The following is a 20,513-nucleotide window of genomic DNA, read 5'->3' as shown; positions in this document are numbered from 1 at the left end:
TCAGTTCAGCGTCCGGCCCCGCGAGCTGCCCATCAGTTCGCCCGCGCGGCGCAGGTGGTCTTGCAGGGTCACGTACCAGTCGTCGCTCTCGGGCGTGTGGGCCAGCGCCTGCTGGGCATGCGCGTAGGCGGCGGCGGGGTCGGTGAAACCCTGCTGCGCCATCACGTCGGCGGCCATCTGGTGGCCCGTCACCCAGTCGCGGCTCTCGGGGGCGGCCTCGCGCACCACACGTTCGTAGTGCTCCAGCGCCTCGTCGAGGTGGTAGTAGTCCAGCGCCACGTTGCCGAGTACCAGACTCGCCGGGATGACCGCCCCCTGCGCGAGCGCCTGCTCGGCGGTCTGCTGCGCCTCGGGCAGGCGGCCCAGGCGGTAATCGCACTCGGCCACGTCGGCCAGCACCTCGGGCAGATAGGGGTACTCGGGGTCACTCAGGACCGCTTCGAGCTTCTCGCGCGCCTCGACGGGCCGGTCGAGGTCCAGCAGCGCCACCCCGAGTTCGTGGTTGGCGTAGGGCCGGTCGCCGGGCGAGGCGAGGTTCAGCGCCTGCTCGAAGGCCTTCAGGGCCGCCTCCTGCCGCCCCAGGTGGGTCAGCACCTGCCCGCGCACCAGCGCCACGCCGTAGCTGTGTTCGCCCTGCCGGGCTTCCAGGCGCGCGGCCTCCTCGACGGCGACCAGGGCGGCGTCGGGCTGCCCCTGCCCCAGCAGCGCCTGGGCCTGGAGGTACTGCCAGGTGGCGAGGTTCAGCTCCTCCTCGGGGTCGCGGCCGGTGTACAGCGCGCGCGCCTGCTCCAGCACGCGCGCGGCCTCGCCCGGCTGCCCGAGTTGCAGCAGCAGCGCCGCCTGCTCCTGAAGCATGACCGCGCGGTTCAGGCCCCGGGCGAGGTGGGCGGCCTCGGCGTACAGGTGCGCGCCCTCCTGGAATTCGCCCAGCGCCTCGTGGGCGTCGGCCTGCCAGGAACGCAGCCGCCAGCGCAGATGCTCGGGCAGCTCGGCCGGGGTCAGGCCCAGGTCCAGGGCGTCCTGCGGGTGCCCGGAGAGCGCCAGCGCACACAGGGTATGGAAGCGCACCAGCGCCGAAGGATCGGTACGCAGTTCCTCGGGTACGGACGGAGCCTCCTCGCCCTGGGTGCGGGCGGCGAGTTCGGCGTCGAGCGCGCGGCGCAGCGGGTCGGCGGCGAGGGCCGGGTCCAGCGCCACGGCGACGTTCAGGGCCTTGCGGACATCGGGCACGCCAGGGTCGCCGTACAGGGCCTGCGCCGAGGCGAGGTGCAGCGCGATACGGGCGCGCACCGGGGGGCGGGCTTCGCGCATGGCGCTTTCCAGCACGCCGAACGCCGTATCGTACTCGTCACTGGCAAGGGCCGCACATGCCTGCTGCCAGGTGGTGTCCACATCAATCATTACCCCTCAGTCTACCGTGTGCGCCGTGCTTGAGGGCGGCGTGGGGCCGGGACAGGGCGGGACGCGCAGGCCGGAAGACGCCCCGGGCAGGTGCGGGGCGCCCCCGGCCGGAGGGAAGGCGTGGGGGCGCGCTCCCTAGCGGCTCTGGGTGTCGGCCGCGTCGCGCAGGGCGTCCCCCAGGAAGTTGAAGGCGAGCACCGAGATCACGATCATCAGTCCCGGCAGCAGCAGCCAGGGGTAGAGGTTCAGGGTCTCGAAGTTCTGCGCGTCACGCAGCAGCAGGCCCCAGCTCGTCATGGGTTCCTTGATGCCCAGACCCAGGAAGCTCAGGGCGCTCTCGCCCAGGATGTAGCCGGGCAGCGCCAGCGTGGCCGTCACGATGAGGATGGAGCTGAGGTTGGGCATGATGTGGCGCAGGATCACGCGCAGGTCGCTGGCGCCCAGGCTGCGCGCCGCCTGCACGTAGTCCACGCCGCGCGCGCCGAGCACCTGACCGCGCACCACCCGCGCCAGCCCCGCCCAGCCGATGAGGGCCAGCACCGCCACGATGCCCAGATACACCCAGGTCGAGGGCCACTTGGCCGGAATGATGGTCGAGAGCGCGAGCAGGATGGGCAGCCGGGGAAACGAGAGCAGCACCTCGGTCACGCGCTGGATGAGGTTGTCCACCCAGCCGCCGAAGTACCCGCTGACGCCGCCGAGCACGATGCCGATGGAAAAGGAGATCAGGATGCCGATGATGCCCACCGTCAGGCTGACCTGCGAGCCCACCAGCATCCGCGAGAGCAGGTCGCGCCCGAACTTGTCGGTGCCCAGCGGAAAGTAGGTGCCGCCCGGCACGCCGAACAGGTGCAGGTCGCTGCGGAACACCCCCAGCACCCGGTACTCGTCGCCGCGCACGAACAGCCGGAGGGGCAGCGGCGCCGTCCTGTCCTCGGCGAAGGTCGAGAGGAAGGTCACGGGGTCGCGCGTACGCTTGAAGCCGTAGACGAAGGGCGTGCGGAGCTGGCCCTCGTGGACGAGATGCACCGCCTGCGGGCGCTGGTAAGGGTACTCCTCGTGCTGGGTGGTGATGCCGTAGGGCGACAGGAAGCCCGCGAAGATGGCCACCGTGTACATCACGACGAGCACCCAGAAGCTCAGCACGCCCACCCGGCTGCGGCGGAAGCGCCGCAGGGCCAGGGCCAGCGGGGACTGCCGGGCGGGGACGCGCGGCGCGGCGGGGGAAGAAGGCGAGGCGGTCATTCGAACCTGATCCGGGGGTCGGCCCAGGCGAGCGCGAGGTCGGCGAGCAGATTGCCCACGAGCAGCAGCACGGCGCTGAACAGCAGCAGCGTCATGGCGACGTACTGGTCCTTGTTCAGCAGGCTGTCGTACAGGAAGGGGCCGATGGTCGGCAGGTTCAGGACGATGCTGGCGATGATGGTCCCCGAAATCAGGGCCGGCAGGCTCAGGCCCGCGAGGCTGATGAGGGGATTGATGGCGTTGCGCACCGCGTGGCGCCACAGCACCGCCCGCCCCGAGAGGCCCTTGCTGCGCGCCGTGCGCACGTAGTCCTGGTGGATCACGTCGAGGACCGAGGCGCGCATCTGGCGCATGAGGCTGGCGACGCCTTCGAGCCCGATGGCGATCATGGGAATCCACAGGTGCGCGAGCAGGTCGGCCACCCGCGCCCACGACCACGGCGCGTCGATGAACTGGGGACTGAACAGCCCGCCCACGTTCGTGCCCCCCGCGCCCAGCACGAGCGCGATGAGCAGCAGCGCCACCAGGAAGTCGGGGGTGGCGAGGCTCACGTAGCCCAGGAAGTTCATGACCGTCGCGCCGACGCCGTGGCGGTTCAGGGCCGTGTAGATGCCCAGCGGAATGGCGACCGCCCAGCTCACGAGCAGGGTCAGCAGCGCCAGGAACACCGTCCAGCCCAGGCGCTCCCAGATGAGCGAGCTGACGGGTCGGCCGTTGACGAAGGAGTAGCCGAAGTCTCCCTGCGTGACGATCCCCTTGATCCAGGAGAGGTACTGCACCCAGAGGGGCTGGTCCAGACCCAGCTGCCGGGTGATGCTCTGCACCGTCTCACGGGTCACGCGCGGGTCTTCGAGGTACTGGTCGATGAAGCTGCCGGGCTGGAGCTGGATGACCACGAAACATACCAGCGAGATGAGCAGCAGGGTGGGAATCATGCCCAGCACGCGGCGGATGGCGAAGGTCAGCATGACTGGGGGGCAGACAGGATGGGCGACATGGGCACCTCCGGAAACAGGAAACGGGAGGGGGCAAACGGAGCGCCGGGAAGGACGGGGCACGTCGCCCAGCCTCTCCCCGGCCGCGTCTCCCCGCCGGGCGGTTACTTCTGGAAGATCAGCGGAACGGGGTTGTAGCCCGGGATCACGCCGAGGTTGTAGACGTAGTTGCCGAACTTGTTGCTCACCGCGCCGATGTTCTCGGGCTTGGCGATGGGCGTCACCGGCAGGTTCTGGGCGAACAGCAGCTGCCAGCGCGTGTACAGGGCCTTGCGCGCCGAGGCGCTGGTCGTGGTGGCCGCCTGGTTGAAGATGGTGTAGATGTCCTTTTCCCAGCCGGCCATGCGGGCCATGTTGGGGGCGCCGCCGTCCTGAGCGGGTTGCAGCGTGCGGTGCCAGTAGTACAGCGCGCCGCCGGGCTGCCAGATGGGCCGCCGGAGTTCGGGGTCGGGCTGGTCCCCGAAGGCGTGCAGGATCATTTCCCAGTCGCCGCTCTGGCCGGTCGAGAGGAGCTTGCTGCTGAGAATTCCCTTGAGGTTGACCTTCACGCCCACCTTGGCGAAGTCGCTCTGGAGAATGGTCGCCATCGCCGGGTACACGCTCGAATCGGTGCCGTAGGTCAGGTCGAATTCCAGCGGGCGGCCGTTCGACAGCAGGCGCACGCCCGCCGCGTTCTTGCGGCTCAGGCCCAGGGCGTCGAGCGCCTTGTTCGTCGCGGCGACGTCGAAGGTGCCGAGCTGGCGGGTGGTGTTCGTGTAGAAGGCCTTGTTGGCCGGCGCGACCCCGTGGCCCGGCAGGCCCGCCAGGCCGTTGTACACGGTGTCGATGATGCGCTCGCGGTTCACGGCTCCCTGCATGGCGCGCCGGAAACGCACGTCGCTGAACAGCTTGGCGAGGGCCGCGTCCTTGGCGTCGAAGTTGTAGGCCACGAAGGGCGGGCTGCCGAACAGCGCCGTGCTGCGGATGACCTTGAAGGGCGCGCCCGCCACCTCCTTCTGCTTGAGGTCGGGGAACTGCGCGCCCGAGATGTTGAGCTGGTCGAGGTTGCCGGCCAGGAACTGCGCGACCTGGGCCTGCGGGTCCCGGATGATCAGGAATTCCAGGCCGCTGAGGTAGGGCAGCTTGGTGCCGGCCGCGTCCACCTTCCAGTAGTTGGTGTTCCTGGCGAGCGTGACCTTCTGGCCGGTGGTGTAGCCCGTGAGCTTGAAGGGGCCGGTGCCCACGACCTCGCCGGGCGCGACGTTGCTGGGCCAGGCGTTGTTGATGTCGGCCGCCTTGGCCCCGCCGTCCTGCGAGAACTTGGCGAGCTTGTGCTGCGGCATGATGAAGTAGCGCTGCTGCAACAGGAAGGCCGGGGCGGCGCGCGGCAGCGTGAACTGCACGGTGCCCGCGTCCACCTTGCGGATCTCGATGGCCTTGCCGTCGAGCTTGAAGTTGCCGGCGTCGCCCGCGCGGGCCTCCGGGTTCATGATGATGTTCTTGTACGTGAACACCACGTCGTCGGCGTTGAAGTCCTGACCGTCGCTCCACTTGACGCCCTGACGGAGCTTGAAGGTATAGACCTTGCCGTCGGGGCTGATGGTCCAGCTCTCGGCGAGGGCCGGCTCGATCTTGTAGGTCGCGTAGTTGAACTCGACCAGCCCGTCGAACATCTGCTGGGCGACGAGGCCGAGGTTGTTGTCGATCACGCCGTAGTAGTTCAGGCTCTGGGGGCTGTCGCCCAGCGCCAGGGTGTAGGTGCCGCCGGCCTTGCCGTTCACGACCCCCAGGGCGCCGTAGCCCGTGACCTTCTTGGGCGCGGCGAGGGCGCCGCCGGCCAGGGCGAGCGAGAGCAGGACGAACGCGGAACGCTTGAGCGCAGAGCTGGACATGAAGGGCCTCCGAAACAGGGGGAATGGGGGAAGGGCGATAGGCCGGACCCGGAGATTGTCGCTAACGCTGCCCAGAGTAAGACCACTTTGGGACCAATTTCAAGTCTTTTCGCCAGTGGTCCTGAAGTGGTATGGTCGCAGCGATGCCTCAAGCCTCTTCCGCGCCGGCCCGCCGGGTGCCGGACACCCCCGTGCCGGCCCCCCCGGTATCCCAACCCGTGCCCGCGCGGGACCGGGGCGGGGCGCAGGCCGACGCCTGGCACCTTTCCCTCGACCCCGGCAGCGCCACACCGGTCTATGTGCAGGTGGCGGCCGGGCTGCGCGGGCGCATCGAGGCCGGCGAGCTGCCCGGCGGCCACGCCCTGCCCGCCGAGCGCGACCTCGCCGCGCGCCTGGGCGTGTCGCGCGTGACCGTCCGGCAGGCGCTTGCGCAGCTCACCGAGGCGGGGCTGCTCACGCGCCGGCACGGCAGCGGCACCTTCGTCGCGCCCCGGCCCGCGCAGGAGGTCGGGCAGGAGGCGCCGCGCCCGCTGGGCCTGCTCAACTCCTTTTCGGAGGACGCGCGCTCGCGGGGGCAGACGCCCGGCGCGCAGGTCCTGAATTTCGCGCGCACGCCGCCCACCGCGCACGAGGCGCTGACGCTGGGGCTCTCGCCCTCGGGGGCCGTGTACCGCGTGCGGCGGCTGCGCACCGCGAACGGCGAACCGCTGGCCGTCGAGGAGAGCACGCTGCCCGCCGCGCTGGTGGGCGAGCTGACGGCCGCCGACGTGACCGACGCGAGCCTGTACGCCCTGCTCACGGCGCGGGGGCTGCGGCCACAGCGCGCCATCCGCCACCTGCGCGCGGTGAATGCCGACCCCGATCTGAGCGCGCTGCTGGGCCTGCCCGTCGGCGCGGCGCTGCTGGTCACCGAGCGCGTGTCGTGGACGCCGGGGGGCCAGCCGGTCGAGTACGCCCGCGCATGGTACCGGGGCGACCGCTACGACTTCGTGATGGAACTGACGGGGGACCCGGAGTGACCCGTCCTCCCCGCATCCTGGGCCTGATGAGCGGCACGAGCGCCGACGGCATCGACGCCGCGCTGCTGGAGCTGGAAGGGTGGCCTGCACTCGGATCAGGCCTTCCCTTCCCGGCCCTGTCCCCCGGCACGCCGCGCGGGCGGGTGGTGGCCCACACCTTCACGCCCTTCGCGCCCGGGCTGCGGGAAAAGGTATTGCGGGCCATGCGCGCCGGGGCCGACACCGCCGACCTCACCCAGCTCCACTGGCAGCTGGGCGAGGCCCTGGCCGACGCCGCCGCGCCGCTGGCCGGAGACGCCGACCTGATCGCCTCGCACGGCCAGACGGTTCAGCACCACCCCCGGCCCGACCCGGCGCGCGGCTGGGCGCGGCCCGCGACCCTGCAACTGGGCGAGGCGGCGTTGATCGCGGAGCGCACCGGACGGCCCGTCGTGGCCGACTTCCGCCCGGCCGACCTCGCGGCGGGGGGCGTGGGGGCGCCGCTGGTGCCCTTCGCCGACTGGGCGCTGTATGCCGAGGCCGGGCGACACCGGGTGCTGCTGAACGTGGGCGGCATCGCCAACCTGACCAGCCTGCCGGGGCTGGACGCGCAGGCCGTGGTCGCCTTCGACACTGGCCCCGGCAACTGCCTGATGGACGAGGTGGCCGCCCGTGTGGGCCAGAGCTGCGACGAGGACGGGCGGCTGGCGGCGGCCGGCACCCCCGACGCGGCCACGCTGGCGCGCTGGCTGGCCCACCCCGAGCTGCGCGCCGCGCCCCCGCGCGCGACCGGCCGCGAGGTCTGGAGCCTGGTGCAATTGGGAGACGGCGGCCTGAGCGTGCCCGACCTCGCCGCCACCGCGACCCGCTTTACGGCCCAGACGGTCGCGGCGGCGCTGCGCTTCGTGCCGGGCACGCCTGGCGAGCTGGTCGTGGCCGGGGGCGGGGCGCGCAACCCGGCGCTGATGCGCGAGCTGGCGCTGGCCCTCTCGCCGCTGCCGCTGCGCACCTTCGTGGACCTGGGCTGGGCGGCGCGCGGGTTCACCGACGCCACGCGCGAGGCGGCGGCCTTCGCCTTTCTGGGCTACGCCCATGCGCAGGGCTGGGCCAACACCCTGCCGCAGACGACCGGCGCGCGCCGGGCCGTCAGCGCGGGCAAGCTGATCCCCGCGCCCCTGCCCACCCCCCAAATCCCCGGAGCACAGCCATGACCGACCCGCGCCGCACCGAGCAGGTTCACCCCGACCATGCCGACCTCGACCGCCTGTCGCCGCTCGACCTCGTCGGGGTGCTGGCCGCCGACCAGCTCGCCGCCGTGCGGGCCGTGCAGGCGGCGGCCCCGGCGCTGGCCCGCGCGGTCGAGGCGGCGCTGCCCCGCCTCGCGCGCGGCGGGCGGCTCGTCTATGCCGGGGCGGGCACGAGCGGGCGCCTGGGCGTGCTGGACGCCACCGAGCTGACCCCGACCTTTTCCTGGCCTCCCGAGCGCGCCGTGCCGCTCATCGCCGGGGGCGAGGCCGCCATCCGCCGCGCGGTCGAGGGCGCCGAGGACGACGAGGAGGCCGGGGCGCGGGACGTGCGGGGCGTGGGCACCGGCCCGGACGACGTGCTCATCGCGGTCGCGGCCAGCGGCACCACGCCCTACGCGCTGGGGGCGGTGCGCGCCGCGCGGGCGGCCGGAGCGCTGAGCATCGCGCTGGCGAACAACCCCGGCACGCCGCTGCTGCGGGCGGCCGACTGCGCCGTGGCCCTGGACACCGGCCCCGAGGTCATCAGCGGCAGCACGCGCCTGAAGGCCGGCACTGCCCAGAAGATCGCCCTGAACACCCTGTCGAGCGCCCTGATGGTGCGCCTGGGCAAGGTCTACGGCAACCTGATGGTGGACCTGCGGGCTACGAACGCCAAGCTGGAGGGCCGCGCCGTTCGGCTGGTGCAGCACGCGACCGGGGCGCCCGAAGCCGAGGCCTATGCTGCCCTGGCTGCGGCGGGCGGACATGTCAAGACGGCGGTCGTGATGCTGCGCCTGGGGCTGGATGTAGGGGCGGCCCAGGCGCGACTGGAAGCGGCGGGTGGGCATGCGCGGGCGGCCCTGGGGGAAGTGGAGAGTGGGGAGAGGGAAGTGGGCGAGTAACGCCAGGCACGGCATTACTTCTCTTTTTTCCACATCCCACAAACCCACATCCCACGCCCTAATCACCCACCCCTCAATCGTCCGCCGCCTCCAGCGTCGCCGCCTGCTCCAGCGCGGCGTAGCGGCCCCCCCGGGCGCGCAGCACGTCGGGCGGCCCCTCCTCGACGATGCGGCCGCCTTCGAGCACCGCCACCCGGTCGGCCACCCGCGCCAGCGAGAGGCGGTGCGTGACGATCAGGGCCGTGCGCCCGCGCATCAGGCGGCTCAGGGCGGCGACGATGAGGGCCTCGGACTCGGCGTCCACCGCGCTCGTCGGCTCGTCGAGGAGCAGCGCGGCGGGCTGGGCCAGCAGCACCCGCGCGATGGCGAGGCGCTGGCGCTGCCCGCCCGAGAGCCGCACGCCGCGCTCGCCCACCATCGTCTCCAGGCCCTGGGGCAGCGCGGCGACGAATTCGGCGGCCCCGGCGACCTCCAGCGCGGCCTGGACCTCCTGCGCGCTCGCCTCGGGGCGCGCGTAACGCACGTTTTCCAGCACCGTGTCGTGGAACAGGAACGTGTCCTGCTGCATGACGGCCGCCGCGCGGCGCAGCGAGGCCAGCGTCAGGTCGCGCACGTCCAGGCCGTCGAGCGTCACGCGGCCCCCCTGCGGGTCGTAGGTGCGCGTCAGCAGGCCGATGAGGGTGCTCTTGCCCGCGCCCGAGGCCCCGAGCAGCGCCACGCGCTCGCCCGCCGCCACCCGCAGGGTCAGGCCGCGCAGCACGGGACGCGCCGGGTCGTAGCCGAAGGTCACGTCCTCGAAGACGATCTCGCCGCGTACGGGCGTGGGCAGCGCGCGGGCACCGGGCCGCTCCTGCACGGTCTCGGACGCGTCGAGCACCTGAAAGATCCGCCGGCCGCTCGCCTCGGCGCGCTGCAACAGGTCGTTGATGTTCACGAGGTCGTCGATGGGCCCGAAGAAATACCGCCCGTAGCCCCGGTAGGCCAGCAGCCCGCCCAGCGTGAACTGCCCCTGCGTGATGAGCCACACGCCGCCGCCCAGCATGAGGACGTTGCCGAAGTTCGACACGAAACGCACGAGCGGAAAGGTGCGGTTGCGGATGGTCACGGCCTGCACGCCCGCCGCGTACAGGTCGCGCCCGAGGGCCGAGACGCGCGCCTCCTCCTGCGCCTCGCGCGCGAAGCCCTGCACGACCCGCACCCCCGCGAGGCGGTCGGTGATCAGCGCCGAGAGGTCGCCCAGGCGGGTGCGCGCCGCGCGGTAGCTGGGGCGTACGCGGGCGTTGTAGCGCCGCAGCATGAGGGCCACGGCGACCATCGGCAGGGTCACGACCACGCCGAGCAGGGGTTGCAGCGCGATGAAGATGCCCACCACGCCCACGAGGCGCAGCGCGTTGCCCAGCACGGCGTCGGTGCCGCGCAGCAGCACGTCCTGGATACCGTCCACGTCGGCGGTGACCCGCGAGAGCAGGTCGCCCGTACGCTGCGACTCGAAGTACGCCGCCGACTGCCCCGCGAGCTTGTGGTACAGCCGCAGCCGCAGGTCGTAGGTGAGCTGCTGCCCGGCGCGCTCCAGCAGTTGCCCGCGCACCGCGCTCAGGAGCTGCTGCACCCCGAACACCGCCACCAGTACGGCCAGTTGGCCGCCGATGTAGGTCCAGTCGGGCCGCACCTGCCCGCCCTGCAACAGGCCCCGGTCCACGACGCGGCCCCACACCAGCGGCGGGTACAGTTCGGCGGCCACGCTCAGGACCAGACACAGCGCGCCCAGGGCCACGGTGCGGCGGTACGGCGTGAGCAGGCCGTAGAGCCGCCGCACCACCGAGGGGCCAGGGCTGGGGGCGGACGCGGGCGCCGGAGGGTTCACCGCGCCAGGGTACCCAGGAGCAGCCTCGCAGATGCCCCCCCTGGCTTACGGTTGGCGCGGGGCCCCCCGGCCCCGAAGCTCAGCGGGCGGGCGCGCCGACCACCACGATGCGGCCCTCGGGCTGCGCGCTCAGGTTCGGGTGGGCCTTCAGGTAGTTCACCAGAATGTCGATGTCCAGCGTACCGGTCGAGAGCGAGGGGGCGCCCTTGAACATCGTGAAGCCGTCGCCGCCCCCGGCCGTGAAGTTGTTGGTGGCGACCTTGTAGGTCTGGGGGTCGCTCAGGGGCTGACCGTTCAGGGTGACGGCGGTCACGCGGTTGCCGGCGGGGCGGGTGAGGTCGAAGGTGTAGCTCGCGCCGCGCGAGACGTGCAGGAACTGGCCCTTGTTCTCGCTCCAGGTGGCGACGCCGTGTTCCAGGGCGGCCCGGATCTGCGCGCCGGTCAGGGTCAGGACCGTCAGCGTGTTGCCGAAAGGCTGCACGGTGATCGCTTCCTCGAAGGTGATGGGGCCGGCGTCGATCCCCGCGCGTACGCCCCCGCCGTTCACGAAGGCGAGCTGCGCGCCCGCGTTCGCGGCGGCCTCCAGGGCGGCGTCGGCCAGCACGTTCGCCATGGTGCTCTCGCGCTGGCGCACGACCTCGCGGTTGCCGTTCAGCGGCGCGGCGGCCGTGCTGATGACCTGCTGGCGCAGGTTGGCGATGGGCACACTGAGGGTCGCCACCATGCGCCGGGCGGTGTCGTCCTCGGCGATGTCGGCCGTCACCGGCACGGGGTTGCCTTCCCAGCTCTCGACCGCGCCCGTGTCCCCGAAGTTCACCTTCAGGCGGCCCAGCACCTTGCCCCACTCCCAGGCGGCCACCAGCAGCGTGCGGTTGCCGTCGGGGTTCTGGACGATGGTGGGGTACGGCCCCTCGCTCGCCGGGAAGTCTTTGTTGTCGAAGGTGCCCAGCAGGGTGTGCGAGTGCCCGCCCACGATCACGTCGATGCCGGGCACGGTCCTGGCGACCTCCTGCTCCAGCGTGTAGCCCAGGTGCGACACCAGGAAGATCTTGTCGACGCCCTGGGCCTTGAGGGCCTCGGCGCTGGCCTTCAGGCTGTCCATGAGTTCCAGGACCTTCACGTTCGGACCGGGGCTGCTGATCTGGGGCAGGTCGGGCGTCACCGCGCCGATCACGCCGACCTTCTGGCCGCCCACGTTCAGGACCGCGTAGGGCTTGAGGCGGTCTTTGAGCAGCGGCTCGGCGCTCACGTCGAGGTTGGCCGCCAGCACCGGGAAGTTCGCCTTGTCGATGAAGTTCGCCAGCGCGCCGGGACCATCGTCGAACTCGTGGTTGCCCACCGCCATCGCCTGGTAGTTCATCAGGTTCATGAACAGCACGTCGGCCAGGCCCTTGTAGACGTTGTAGAACAGCGTGCCCTGAAAGGTGTCGCCGCCCGAGAGGATCAGCGGGTTCACGTCCTCGGCGCTGTACTTCTTGATCAGCGTGGTCTGGCGGGCGTAGCCGCCGTACATGTTCTGGCCGACCTTCACCGGGTCCAGGTGGCCGTGCAGGTCGTCACTGTGCAGCACGGTGACGGTCAGGGGCGCGGCCGAGGCGCCGCCCAGCAGCCCCAGCGTCAACAGAAACGCAAAAGTTTTTTTCATGCGCCTCATCCTACGGGAAAACGTCTGCCTGTCTGTTCAACCGTGCAGCCGTGACGGGAGGAACCGGACACGGCGTCGGGGCGCACTGGCCCGCCGCCCGTGCGCCCCCAGAAAAGTGGCGACGACCGGGAACGCGCCCGGCCGCCGAACGCCTCAGCTGTGCCCCCCCGTTCCCGGCGGCTCAGTCGTCCTTCTGATCGTCTCCCCGCGACGCTTCGCCGCCCTTGCGGCCAGCCTCGCGGGCCTCCTCGCTGCTGAACTCGTGCGCGTTGCCGCTCTCGTGCGCGGCCCGGCCGCCCTCGCTGGCGATCTCGCGCTGCTTGTCCGGATCCATCCCCGCAAATCCGCGTCCGTTCTGGTCACCGTTCGTCATGCTGCGACTCCTCTGTGCCGGGGGATGAAACTGGCCTCCGAGCACGGGCCGAGTCTGCGCTCCTGCCCCGCGCCGCCGATGTCAGTCGCGTCAACTCGGGTCGGGGCGGGCTGAGGACCTTGCCTGCCCTGACCGGGGAGCGCCTTTATGCTCTTCTCATCTCTCCGCTCGGAGGAAGGGCAGAAGCGCGCGTGGCCGACGACCCCGGGATACCGCCGGCCACGCGCAGCACCGGGCAGGTCAGGCCAGACTCAGCTTCCATTCGGTCTGGCTGTCCCAGGGCAAGAACCCCAGCGCCGTATTGATGCCCAGCATGGCGGCGTTCTCCTCGGCGTTGCTGGTCCGTACGAAACGGGCGCCCGGCGCGAATTCGGGCAGCCGCAGCAGCACGGCCGCCTTGAGCCACTTGCCCAGGCCGTGGCCGCGCGCCGAGGGCCGGACGGCGGTGCCTCCCTGGTAGACCAGCGCGGCGCGGTCCGGCGTCCAGAACACCTCGCTGAAGCCCACCAGTTCCCCGGTACGGGTGTCCTCGACCACGGCGGTCAGCCGCTTCTCGCCGTCCTCGGCGAGCTGCTTCTCCCAGCTCCGGAGCATCTCGGGCGTCACGGTCCAGTCGTCCATCTCGATGTCGCCGCGTGGGGCCGTGTTCATCACCATGACCAGGTCGGCCATGCGGGCCAGATACGCCTCCGGCAGGTCCTCCCACAGGTGCAGCGCGTAGGGCTCGCCCCCGGGGCGCGCAGTCCAGCCGCGCAGCAGCTCGGGGGACACGTCCCCGAGTACCAGCTGGCTGCGGCGCATGGGCAGCGCCGCCTCGGCACCCAAGGTGCGGGCGAAGGGCGCGCCGGCCGGTGCCCGCTCGGCGGTCATGAAGGTGAGCAGGTCCCGGCCCAGCGACCGGGCCTGCGCCTTCAGCGCCCCGGCGACCTCGCGGCCCAGGCCGCGCCGCCGCGCTTCGGGCCGCACGAGCAGCCGGGCGTGGGCCAGATGCAGGTTCTCGGTCAGGCTGTAGTCCAGCCGGCCCCAGGCCAGTGCGCGCGCGCCGTCCCAGACGACGAGGTGCGTGGCCTGTTCGCCGGGGGTCTCGTGGGTCATGCTGTGGGCTTCGCGGGCGGCGACCAGGGGTGGGTCGTCCGGATAGGCGGCAGTGAACGCGGCGCACATCACTTCGGCGACGGCCAGCCGGCGCCCCTGCGTCTCGGTCTTCGGGTCGAAGGCGGTAGGGGTCAGGGTCAACATGCCGACAGTGTGACCCGGGGTCGTCAGCTGCGCCTATGGGCACAATGGCGGACGGCGCCTCCGCCATTTCCGCAGGGAGCTGTGCAGGAGATGAAGTCCGGATTTAGCCAAAGCAGGCGCACACCCCCATCCGCCTCAAGGCCCCTCGCCGTCCGCCGGTACAGGTGCGCCCCGCCGTTCGGGCAGGCTCTGCAGCATGACTACCCCCCGGCCCGGCCGTCCCTCGCCTGATCGCTGGTCCGCCTTTCCGGGTGGGCACGCCGGCCTCCTGCTCGCCCTGGGGGCCGCCTGGGTGCTCGTCCGTCCGGCCCGGCGACGCCCGCCGCTGACCCCGACCACCCTGGCCGACGGCCTGGGCCCGGTCGTCGAGCGGCACTTCTGGACCGAAGTCGCGGGCGCGCGCCTGACCCCTGCACAGATCGTCGCGCGCGCCGCCGACACCTTCCCGGCCCTGATGCCCCGCCCACTCGCCTTCGTCTGGAAGGTCTCGGGAAACCCCGCGCACGCCGCGCCGGGCGACCGCTACGCCCTGATTTTGGCCGCGCGGCTGGGGGCCACCCGGCTGCTCCTGCGGGAGCCGCTGCGCTTCCGGGAACAGACGCTGCGCCACCACCCCGAATCCGGCTGGGTCGAGTTCCGCGCCGCGCCGCTGGACGCCGGCCGCACACGTCTGGAGATCGAGACCTGCACGCGGTCGAGCGCCTGGATGGACCGCCTGGGCTACCTGCTGGGCGTATCGTACGCGCAGCGGCGCACGTGGGAGCTTTTTCTGCACAACGTGGCCGACGCCAGCGGGGGCCGGGTACTGACGACCGGCCACGGCACGGCCGAGCGGCCCTACCGGCCAGACCGTTCTTGAGCCGCCGGGCGCTTCTCTCCATTAGGCTGCGGGCGATGAGCCTCCTGCGCGCGCCCCACGCCATCGGTTTCGACGACGCGCCTTTTTCGCGCACGCACCGGGGGGACGTGGCCGTGTTCGGCGCGGTCTATGCCGGCCCGACCCTGCACGCCGTCGTGCGCGGGCGGGTGCGGCGCGACGGCCGCAACAGCACCGACGAACTGACCCGGCTGGCCGCGCTGGCCGGCGAACACCTGGGCGTGGTACTGCTTCAGGGCATCGCGCTGGCGGGCTTCAACGTGGTGGACCTCGCGCGACTGCACGCCCAGACGGGCCGCCCGGTCCTGGTGGTGGCGCGGCGTGCCCCCCGGCTGGAGCGGGTGCGGGCCGCCTTGCTGGAGCACGTGCCGGGCGGAGCGCGCAAATGGCGCCTGATCGAGCAGGCGGGCGAGATGGAGCCCTGCGGCGGCGTGTACGTGCAGCGCGCGGGCCTCTCGCTGGCGGGGGCGCAGGCGGCCCTGGCGGCCCTGACCGTCACCGGGCGCATTCCCGAGCCGCTGCGCGCCGCGCACCTCATCGCGGGCGGGGTGACGCGGGGCCACAGCGCGGGCCAGCGGGTCTGACCTCTACGATCGCCAAACTACTTGCTTTGCAAACTAAATAGATATAGACTCGCGGCACTGAAGGAGGTCCCCCGGTGCTCACCCTCTCTCCCACCGAACTGCTCGCCTGGCGCGGCTTCCTGCATACCCACGACACGCTGTGGAAGCTGCTCGACGCGGCCCTGGCGCAGGACGGCCTGAACATGGCCGCCTACGAACTACTGCTGACCCTCCAGGAAGCGGGAACGGCGGGCCTGCGCATGACCGAACTGGCGCGCCGCGTGCGCTTTTCCGGCGGCGGCCTGACGCGGCTGGCCGACAAGCTCCAGGGCCAGGGCCTCATCGAGCGCCGGCGCTGCGAGGACGACGGGCGCGGTTTCGAGGCCGTACTGACCGCTGCGGGTCAGCGCCAGCTCCGGCGGGCGCACGTGCGGCACCTGCGCGAGGTGCGCCGGCTGTTCCTGAGCCGCCTGACCCCCGAGGAGACCGCCACCCTCGCCGCCCTGTGGACCCGGCTTCTGGAGGAGCCTGCACCATGACCCTGCCCACCCTTCCGCTGCCCCTCGGCGGCGTGCATCACGTCAGCGCCCTGACGGCCGACGCCGCGCGCAACCACGACTTCTACACCCGCGTGCTGGGCCTGCGGCTGGTCAAGAAGACCGTCAACCAGGACTCGCCGGGCATGTACCACCTGTTCTACGCCGACGGGGCTGGCACGCCCGGCAGCGACCTGACCTTCTTCGACTTTCCGCGTGCGGCGCGTGAGCATCGGGGGAGCGACTCGGTGACGCGCACGACCTGGCGGGTCACGGGGCCGGCGGCGCTGGCGTTCTGGGCGGCCCGCTTCCGCGACCTGGGCGTGCCCCACGGCGAGGTCTATACCCTCGACGGCCGCGCGCACCTCGACTTCGAGGACCCGGACGGCACCCGCCTGTCGCTGTTCGACGACGGCGGCGAGGGGCCGCGCGGCGTGCCCCACGGCGACCTGCCCGGCGAGATGCAGCTTCAGGGCCTGGGTTACAGCGGCTACCACGTGGGCGACCTGGCCCCCACCCGCGCCTTTCTGGAGGCGGGCCTGGGGCTGCGCGAGGTGCGGCGCTACGCCCTGGACGGCCTGCCCACGACCGTCTTCGCGATGGGCGAGGGTGGCCCCCACGCCGAGCTGCATGTGACCGAGGCGCCGGAGCTGCCCCACAGCCGCCCCGGCGCGGGCAGCGTGCACCACGTCGCGCTGCGCGTGCGGGACGACCGTGAGCTGCGGCACTGGCTGCTGCACCTGGCGGGGGCCGGGTACGGCAACAGCGGCGAGGTGGACCGCCACTGGTTCCGCTCGGTGTACATCCGCGACCCCAACGGCCTGGTGATCGAGCTGGCGACCGACGGCCCCGGCTTCGCCACCGACGAGGTCCCCGAGGCGCTGGGTGAGCGCCTGAGCCTGCCTCCCTTCCTCGAACCCCGGCGCGCGACCATCGAGGCGCACCTGCGGCCCCTGCACCTGACCCCCACTCCACAAGAAGGAGAATGACCATGAGCGACCTGCAATTCCCCGGCTTCCACCACCTGACCGCCGTGTCGGCCAACATCCGCGAGAACAAGCGCTTCTACACGCAGGACCTCGGGATGCGGCTGATCAAGCGCAGCGTGAACCAGGACGACGTGAGCGCCTACCACCTGTTCTACGCCGACGCGGTGGGCACGCCCGGCACCGACGTGACCTTCTTCGACTGGCCGGTGGACCGCGAGCGCCGGGGCAACCATTCGGTGACGCGCACGGCCCTGCGGGTACGTGACGAGGCCAGCCTGGGCTACTGGCAGGCGCGCCTGGATGACCTGAAGGTGACGCGCGGTGAGGTCGGAGAGCGCGCGGGCCGCGCCACTCTGGACTTCGAGGACCCCGAGGGCCAGCGCCTGAGCCTCGTGGTGGACGGCGGCGCGGGCGACGAGCCGACCCCCTGGGCCGCCAGCCCGGTCCCGGCCGAGCACCAGATTCGCGGCCTGGGGCCGATCACGATGACCGTGCCCAGCCTGCGCAACACCGACCTCGTGCTCCAGAAGGTCATGAACATGCGCCCGGTGCGCGAGTACGCAGACCCCGAGAGCCCGGCGCACACCGTCCACGTGTACGAGATGGGCGCGGGCGGCCCGCAGGCCGAGCTGCACGTCGCGGTGCGCCCCGACCTGCCCCCGGCGCAGAGCGGAGCGGGGGGCGTGCACCACGTCGCCTTCCGCACGCCCGACGACGAGCAGTACCACGCCTGGAACGACCGCCTGAACCGCTTCGGCCTGCGCAGCAGCGGCGAGGTGGACCGCTACTACTTCCGCAGCCTGTACTTCCGCGAACCCAACGGCGTGCTGTTCGAGATCGCCACCGACGGCCCCGGCTTCGGTGTGGACGAGGACATGGCGACCCTGGGCGACAAGGTGATCCTGCCCCCCCGTTTCGAGCCCCGCCGCGCGCAGATCCTCGCCGGCCTCAAGCCCATCGACTGATGACCGGAGCCGATATGACGACCCCCACCCCCGACCTGAGCTGGATTCACCTGCTGGAACGCGGCACCCAGGACCGCACGCTGCTGCTGCTGCACGGCACGGGCGGGGACGAACGCTCGCTGCTCGACCTGGGCCGGCGCCTGGCCCCCGGCGCAGGGTTGCTGAGCGTGCGCGGGCGCTCGCTGGAAGAAGGCTTTCCGCGTTTCTTCCGCCGCTTCAGCGCCATCCAGTACGACCAGCCGCACCTGAACGCCGAGGCCGACGCCCTGGCCGACTTCACGGCGCAGGCGGCGGCGCACTACGGCCTGAACCCGGCCAAGATCACGGCGCTGGGGTACAGCAACGGGGCCAATATCGCGCTGGCGACGCTGGTGCGGCGGCCCGGCATCTTCGCGGGCGCGGCGCTGCTGCGGCCGGTGATGGCGCTGGAGAACCCACCGCACCCGGACCTGGGCGGCGTGCGGGTGCTGGCGCTGCACGGCGCGCGCGACCCCTTCCTGCCCCACGCGGCGGCGCTGGGACCGTACCTGCGCGGCCTGGGCGCCGACCTGACCGAGCAGACCGTGAACGCCGGACACGAACTGTCGCCGCAGGACCTGAACCTGACGGCGGCGTGGCTGGGCGCCGGCCAGCCCTGAGACTCGGGCGTGGGCGGGGAGGCCGGAGCGTGGCCTCCCCGCCCGCCTATTCGCTGGCGAGCACGTGGACCGGCAGCACCCGCAGGGACTGGCTGGCCCGGAACAGCACGTCGTGGGGCGAGAGCTGCGTGCCCAGGTCGGGCACGAGGCCGACCCACAGTTCGGGCACGAACGTCTCCTCGCCGACCGTGAAAGGCACCGAGAAGCTCTCGCGCAGGCGGTCGAGGATCAGCCCGAGACCGTTTCCGGGCCGGGCCAGCAGGGCGGCGAACTGCCCCTGCTCGAAACGGGCCACGAGGTCGGTGCTCCGGAACACGTCGCGGAACCGCGCGGCGCAGTCGAGCCACAGCCGCTGACCCAGGACCGGCCCGAAGGTCGCCAGCGGATCGCCCAGGCCGCCCAGCTCGCACAACAGGACGGCGTAGCGGGTCTCGGGATCGTGCCGACGCTGCTCGAGCGCCGTCTCGATGCGGTCGAGAAAGGCCTGACGGTTGGGCAGTTCGGTCAGCGGGTCGCGCCGCGTCACCTGGCTCAGGTAGCTCAGCAGCCGCCGCTTCTCGCCGAGGTCCCGCGCGAGCACCACCGCGCCCAGATCGCCGGGCAGGAGGTGGGCGCTCATGGCGAGCGACCGGGTGCCCTGGTCCGAGACGACCAGCACCTCCTCGTCCTGGACCTGCTCGCCGCGCAGGGCCCGGACGGCGGGAAACTGCGCCGGCGACAGCGGCGCGCCGTCCGTCCCCCGCAGCTCGAAATGCCGCGCCCAGTCACGCGCCGCCGCCTCCTGCGCGCCGGGCATCATCATCTGGCGAACGGCGCCGCTGAACATCAGCGGCCGGCCCCGGCCGTCGGTCACGATGACGGCCTCGCCGGAATGGGCCATGAGCACGTCCAGCAGGGCCAGCCGCCGCTCCACCGTTTTGGGGTCGTGGTCCAGGGGCACCGCCTCGAACAGCGCGTGGCTCCGGTCCAGCGGGCGCGCGCGCAGCTGCCAGGGCGCACCCGCCTCCATCTCCAGCAGGAGTTCGGAGGCCTCGCCGCGCCCGGCCCGGAGCGCCGCCGCGCGCACCTGCCGCCGGACCGGATCGAGACCGCGCCAGACCCCCGACGACCAGATCGGCTCGCCCAGCGTGGCCGCCGCGCCGCCCGGCTCCAGCGCCGCCGCCGCTGCGTTGCCGTCCAGCACCGTGCCCCGGGCGTCCACGATCCACTGTGCCTGCGGCGCGTGGCCGAAGATCGCCTGGAAGGCCGCGTGGCCGGAGGCCAGACCCGCCGGAGCGGCGTCGCCCGGCGCGGCGCGCGGCGCAGGATCGAGCGCCCAGACCGTGAACAGTGCGGCCAGTTCGCCGCCCATGACCGGCCAGGGGCGCAGGTCGCCCCCGAGGGTCCGGGCCGCCTGCCCGGCCGGCTCCTCGCGCCACGCCGGCAGCCCGTGGGCCCGCCCGGCCAGAACGTCCGGCAGGGCCTGTTCCAGACATCGCCACCCGGGACGCAGCTCGCCCAGCGGCTGCCCCGTCGCCTCGCCGGACAGCCCGAACAGGGCGAACCACCCCGGCGTGGCCGCCCGCAGCCGGCCGCAACGGTCGACCAGCGCGCTCTGCCCGGACAGCTGATCGGCGCTCCAGGGGTCGGCCGTCATGCTCACCTGGGCCAGCAGCCCGCTCAGGGTGTGGTCGGTTCCGGCCGACAGCGCCTCGCCGGGGACGGTACACAGCAGCCCCACGGTCTGGCCGCCATGCAGCAGGGGCAGGGTGTCGCCTTCCGGGGGCAGCCACCGGTCCAGCCCGGCCCCCCAGTCGCCTTCCAGCCGGCGCACGTCGCCGGGGCCGAGGCGCACCGTACCGCCGCCGTCATGGAACAGCACGAAACTCTCGCTGGCTCCACTGCTCGCCAGGACAGCCTGAAGAACGGCATTGAACGCCTCCGACGAAAGGAAGGAAGGTTCCATGGGTCCAGTTCAGCCCAGATCCGCCAGACATGCTGTAAGAAAGCTGCACAAGGCCCATAGGGTTTCGATTCGGTAAAAACAAAATGAGGGTCAGTTAAGCAGGAACACCGAATTCAAGAGGTCCAGAGCCCAGACGCCGACACCCATGAAGATTTCCGGCGAGGGGCCGACCGGCTCCCGGCCAGACTCCCCCCCGATGGGGGAACAGGAGGACGGAGCGCGGCAGGCGTCTTCGTCTCTG

18 protein-coding genes are annotated in these 20,513 nt (G+C 72.2%); 9 read left to right on the top strand and 9 right to left on the bottom strand.

All coding sequences use genetic code 11. The annotated features are described in order from the left end of the window. From DGO_RS15380 to DGO_RS15365, 4 genes are all read right to left on the bottom strand, one after another. On the bottom strand, nt 1-1,401 hold the full coding sequence (locus tag DGO_RS15380) for a tetratricopeptide repeat protein (protein ID WP_014695470.1): 1,401 nt from the start codon (nt 1,399-1,401) through the stop codon (nt 1-3). Nucleotides 1,402-1,536: 135 nt separating this feature from the next. Then, entirely contained in the window at nt 1,537-2,646 is a 1,110-nt protein-coding gene (locus DGO_RS15375; protein WP_014695469.1) for an ABC transporter permease, read from the bottom strand. Continuing rightward, nucleotides 2,643-3,614 (bottom strand): ABC transporter permease, encoded by a 972-nt coding sequence (locus DGO_RS15370; protein WP_014695468.1) that lies wholly within the window; start codon nt 3,612-3,614, stop codon nt 2,643-2,645. The genes DGO_RS15375 and DGO_RS15370 overlap by 4 nt, the downstream gene beginning before the upstream one ends. Before the next feature lie 131 nt (nt 3,615-3,745). Continuing rightward, entirely contained in the window at nt 3,746-5,512 is a 1,767-nt protein-coding gene (locus DGO_RS15365) for an ABC transporter substrate-binding protein (RefSeq protein ID WP_014695467.1), read from the bottom strand. Between the two features lie 143 nt (nt 5,513-5,655). Here DGO_RS15365 and DGO_RS15360 point away from each other — a divergent pair, with 143 nt between their 5' ends. The 3 genes from DGO_RS15360 to murQ are packed head-to-tail and all read left to right on the top strand — an operon-like array spanning nt 5,656 to nt 8,638. Beyond that, entirely contained in the window at nt 5,656-6,531 is an 876-nt protein-coding gene (locus DGO_RS15360) for a GntR family transcriptional regulator (RefSeq protein ID WP_083847390.1), read from the top strand. 26 nt (nt 6,532-6,557) lie between these two features. Continuing rightward, on the top strand, nt 6,558-7,721 hold the full coding sequence (locus DGO_RS15355; protein WP_014695465.1) for an anhydro-N-acetylmuramic acid kinase: 1,164 nt from the start codon (nt 6,558-6,560) through the stop codon (nt 7,719-7,721). Further along, nucleotides 7,718-8,638, top strand: a complete 921-nt coding sequence (gene murQ, locus DGO_RS15350; protein WP_014695464.1) for an N-acetylmuramic acid 6-phosphate etherase — start codon at nt 7,718-7,720, stop codon at nt 8,636-8,638. Before DGO_RS15355 ends, murQ begins: the two co-directional genes overlap by 4 nt. Nucleotides 8,639-8,711: 73 nt before the next feature. Here the strand turns inward: murQ and DGO_RS24670 are convergent, their stop codons facing one another. The 4 genes from DGO_RS24670 to DGO_RS15330 all read right to left on the bottom strand — a co-directional run bounded on the left by DGO_RS24670 (nt 8,712) and on the right by DGO_RS15330 (nt 13,759). Next, the gene (locus DGO_RS24670) at nt 8,712-10,502 is read right to left on the bottom strand and encodes an ABC transporter ATP-binding protein (RefSeq protein WP_264371054.1); all 1,791 of its coding nucleotides are present in this window, start codon (nt 10,500-10,502) and stop codon (nt 8,712-8,714) included. Nucleotides 10,503-10,581: 79 nt separating this feature from the next. Beyond that, entirely contained in the window at nt 10,582-12,147 is a 1,566-nt protein-coding gene (locus DGO_RS15340) for a bifunctional metallophosphatase/5'-nucleotidase (protein WP_014695462.1), read from the bottom strand. Between the two features lie 181 nt (nt 12,148-12,328). After that, complete coding sequence (locus DGO_RS15335) at nt 12,329-12,520, bottom strand: KGG domain-containing protein (RefSeq protein WP_014695461.1); 192 nt, start codon at nt 12,518-12,520, stop codon at nt 12,329-12,331. A 240-nt stretch (nt 12,521-12,760) separates the two neighbouring features. Then, entirely contained in the window at nt 12,761-13,759 is a 999-nt protein-coding gene (locus DGO_RS15330; protein ID WP_014695460.1) for a GNAT family N-acetyltransferase, read from the bottom strand. Nucleotides 13,760-13,955: 196 nt separating this feature from the next. Here DGO_RS15330 and DGO_RS23385 point away from each other — a divergent pair, with 196 nt between their 5' ends. The 6 genes from DGO_RS23385 to DGO_RS15300 all read left to right on the top strand — a co-directional run bounded on the left by DGO_RS23385 (nt 13,956) and on the right by DGO_RS15300 (nt 18,327). Next, nucleotides 13,956-14,618 (top strand): hypothetical protein, encoded by a 663-nt coding sequence (locus tag DGO_RS23385; protein WP_050920928.1) that lies wholly within the window; start codon nt 13,956-13,958, stop codon nt 14,616-14,618. A gap of 35 nt (nt 14,619-14,653) precedes the next feature. Further along, nucleotides 14,654-15,220, top strand: a complete 567-nt coding sequence (locus DGO_RS15320) for an endonuclease dU (RefSeq protein ID WP_014695458.1) — start codon at nt 14,654-14,656, stop codon at nt 15,218-15,220. Nucleotides 15,221-15,294: 74 nt separating this feature from the next. Next, nucleotides 15,295-15,738 (top strand): MarR family winged helix-turn-helix transcriptional regulator, encoded by a 444-nt coding sequence (locus DGO_RS15315; RefSeq protein ID WP_043804114.1) that lies wholly within the window; start codon nt 15,295-15,297, stop codon nt 15,736-15,738. Continuing rightward, nucleotides 15,735-16,724, top strand: a complete 990-nt coding sequence (locus tag DGO_RS15310; protein WP_014695456.1) for a VOC family protein — start codon at nt 15,735-15,737, stop codon at nt 16,722-16,724. Before DGO_RS15315 ends, DGO_RS15310 begins: the two co-directional genes overlap by 4 nt. A gap of 2 nt (nt 16,725-16,726) precedes the next feature. After that, nucleotides 16,727-17,689, top strand: a complete 963-nt coding sequence (locus DGO_RS15305; protein WP_043804111.1) for a ring-cleaving dioxygenase — start codon at nt 16,727-16,729, stop codon at nt 17,687-17,689. A 14-nt stretch (nt 17,690-17,703) separates the two neighbouring features. Continuing rightward, nucleotides 17,704-18,327: an alpha/beta hydrolase gene (locus DGO_RS15300; protein ID WP_014695454.1), complete on the top strand. Its 624-nt coding sequence runs from the start codon at nt 17,704-17,706 to the stop codon at nt 18,325-18,327. A 46-nt stretch (nt 18,328-18,373) separates the two neighbouring features. On the opposite strand, the gene DGO_RS15295 is transcribed toward DGO_RS15300, so the two are convergent. Next, nucleotides 18,374-20,272 (bottom strand): GGDEF domain-containing protein, encoded by a 1,899-nt coding sequence (locus DGO_RS15295; RefSeq protein ID WP_014695453.1) that lies wholly within the window; start codon nt 20,270-20,272, stop codon nt 18,374-18,376. Nucleotides 20,273-20,513: the final 241 nt, after the last annotated feature.

Source organism: Deinococcus gobiensis I-0, from assembly GCF_000252445.1.
GTDB classification, from domain to species: domain Bacteria; phylum Deinococcota; class Deinococci; order Deinococcales; family Deinococcaceae; genus Deinococcus; species Deinococcus gobiensis.
This window is presented reverse-complemented; position numbering and strand designations above follow the sequence as displayed.

Coding starts and splice junctions, on each gene's coding strand:
- DGO_RS15330 (WP_014695460.1), bottom strand. CDS start 13,759: ATGTTGACCCTGACCCCTACCGCCTTCGACCCGAAGACCGAGACGCAG.
- DGO_RS15360 (WP_083847390.1), top strand. CDS start 5,656: ATGCCTCAAGCCTCTTCCGCGCCGGCCCGCCGGGTGCCGGACACCCCC.
- DGO_RS15380 (WP_014695470.1), bottom strand. CDS start 1,401: ATGATTGATGTGGACACCACCTGGCAGCAGGCATGTGCGGCCCTTGCC.
- DGO_RS15340 (WP_014695462.1), bottom strand. CDS start 12,147: ATGAAAAAAACTTTTGCGTTTCTGTTGACGCTGGGGCTGCTGGGCGGC.
- DGO_RS15320 (WP_014695458.1), top strand. CDS start 14,654: ATGAGCCTCCTGCGCGCGCCCCACGCCATCGGTTTCGACGACGCGCCT.
- DGO_RS15335 (WP_014695461.1), bottom strand. CDS start 12,520: ATGACGAACGGTGACCAGAACGGACGCGGATTTGCGGGGATGGATCCG.
- murQ (WP_014695464.1), top strand. CDS start 7,718: ATGACCGACCCGCGCCGCACCGAGCAGGTTCACCCCGACCATGCCGAC.
- DGO_RS15305 (WP_043804111.1), top strand. CDS start 16,727: ATGAGCGACCTGCAATTCCCCGGCTTCCACCACCTGACCGCCGTGTCG.
- DGO_RS15300 (WP_014695454.1), top strand. CDS start 17,704: ATGACGACCCCCACCCCCGACCTGAGCTGGATTCACCTGCTGGAACGC.
- DGO_RS15355 (WP_014695465.1), top strand. CDS start 6,558: ATGAGCGGCACGAGCGCCGACGGCATCGACGCCGCGCTGCTGGAGCTG.
- DGO_RS15370 (WP_014695468.1), bottom strand. CDS start 3,614: ATGCTGACCTTCGCCATCCGCCGCGTGCTGGGCATGATTCCCACCCTG.
- DGO_RS15310 (WP_014695456.1), top strand. CDS start 15,735: ATGACCCTGCCCACCCTTCCGCTGCCCCTCGGCGGCGTGCATCACGTC.
- DGO_RS23385 (WP_050920928.1), top strand. CDS start 13,956: ATGACTACCCCCCGGCCCGGCCGTCCCTCGCCTGATCGCTGGTCCGCC.
- DGO_RS15365 (WP_014695467.1), bottom strand. CDS start 5,512: ATGTCCAGCTCTGCGCTCAAGCGTTCCGCGTTCGTCCTGCTCTCGCTC.
- DGO_RS15295 (WP_014695453.1), bottom strand. CDS start 20,272: ATGGAACCTTCCTTCCTTTCGTCGGAGGCGTTCAATGCCGTTCTTCAG.
- DGO_RS15375 (WP_014695469.1), bottom strand. CDS start 2,646: ATGACCGCCTCGCCTTCTTCCCCCGCCGCGCCGCGCGTCCCCGCCCGG.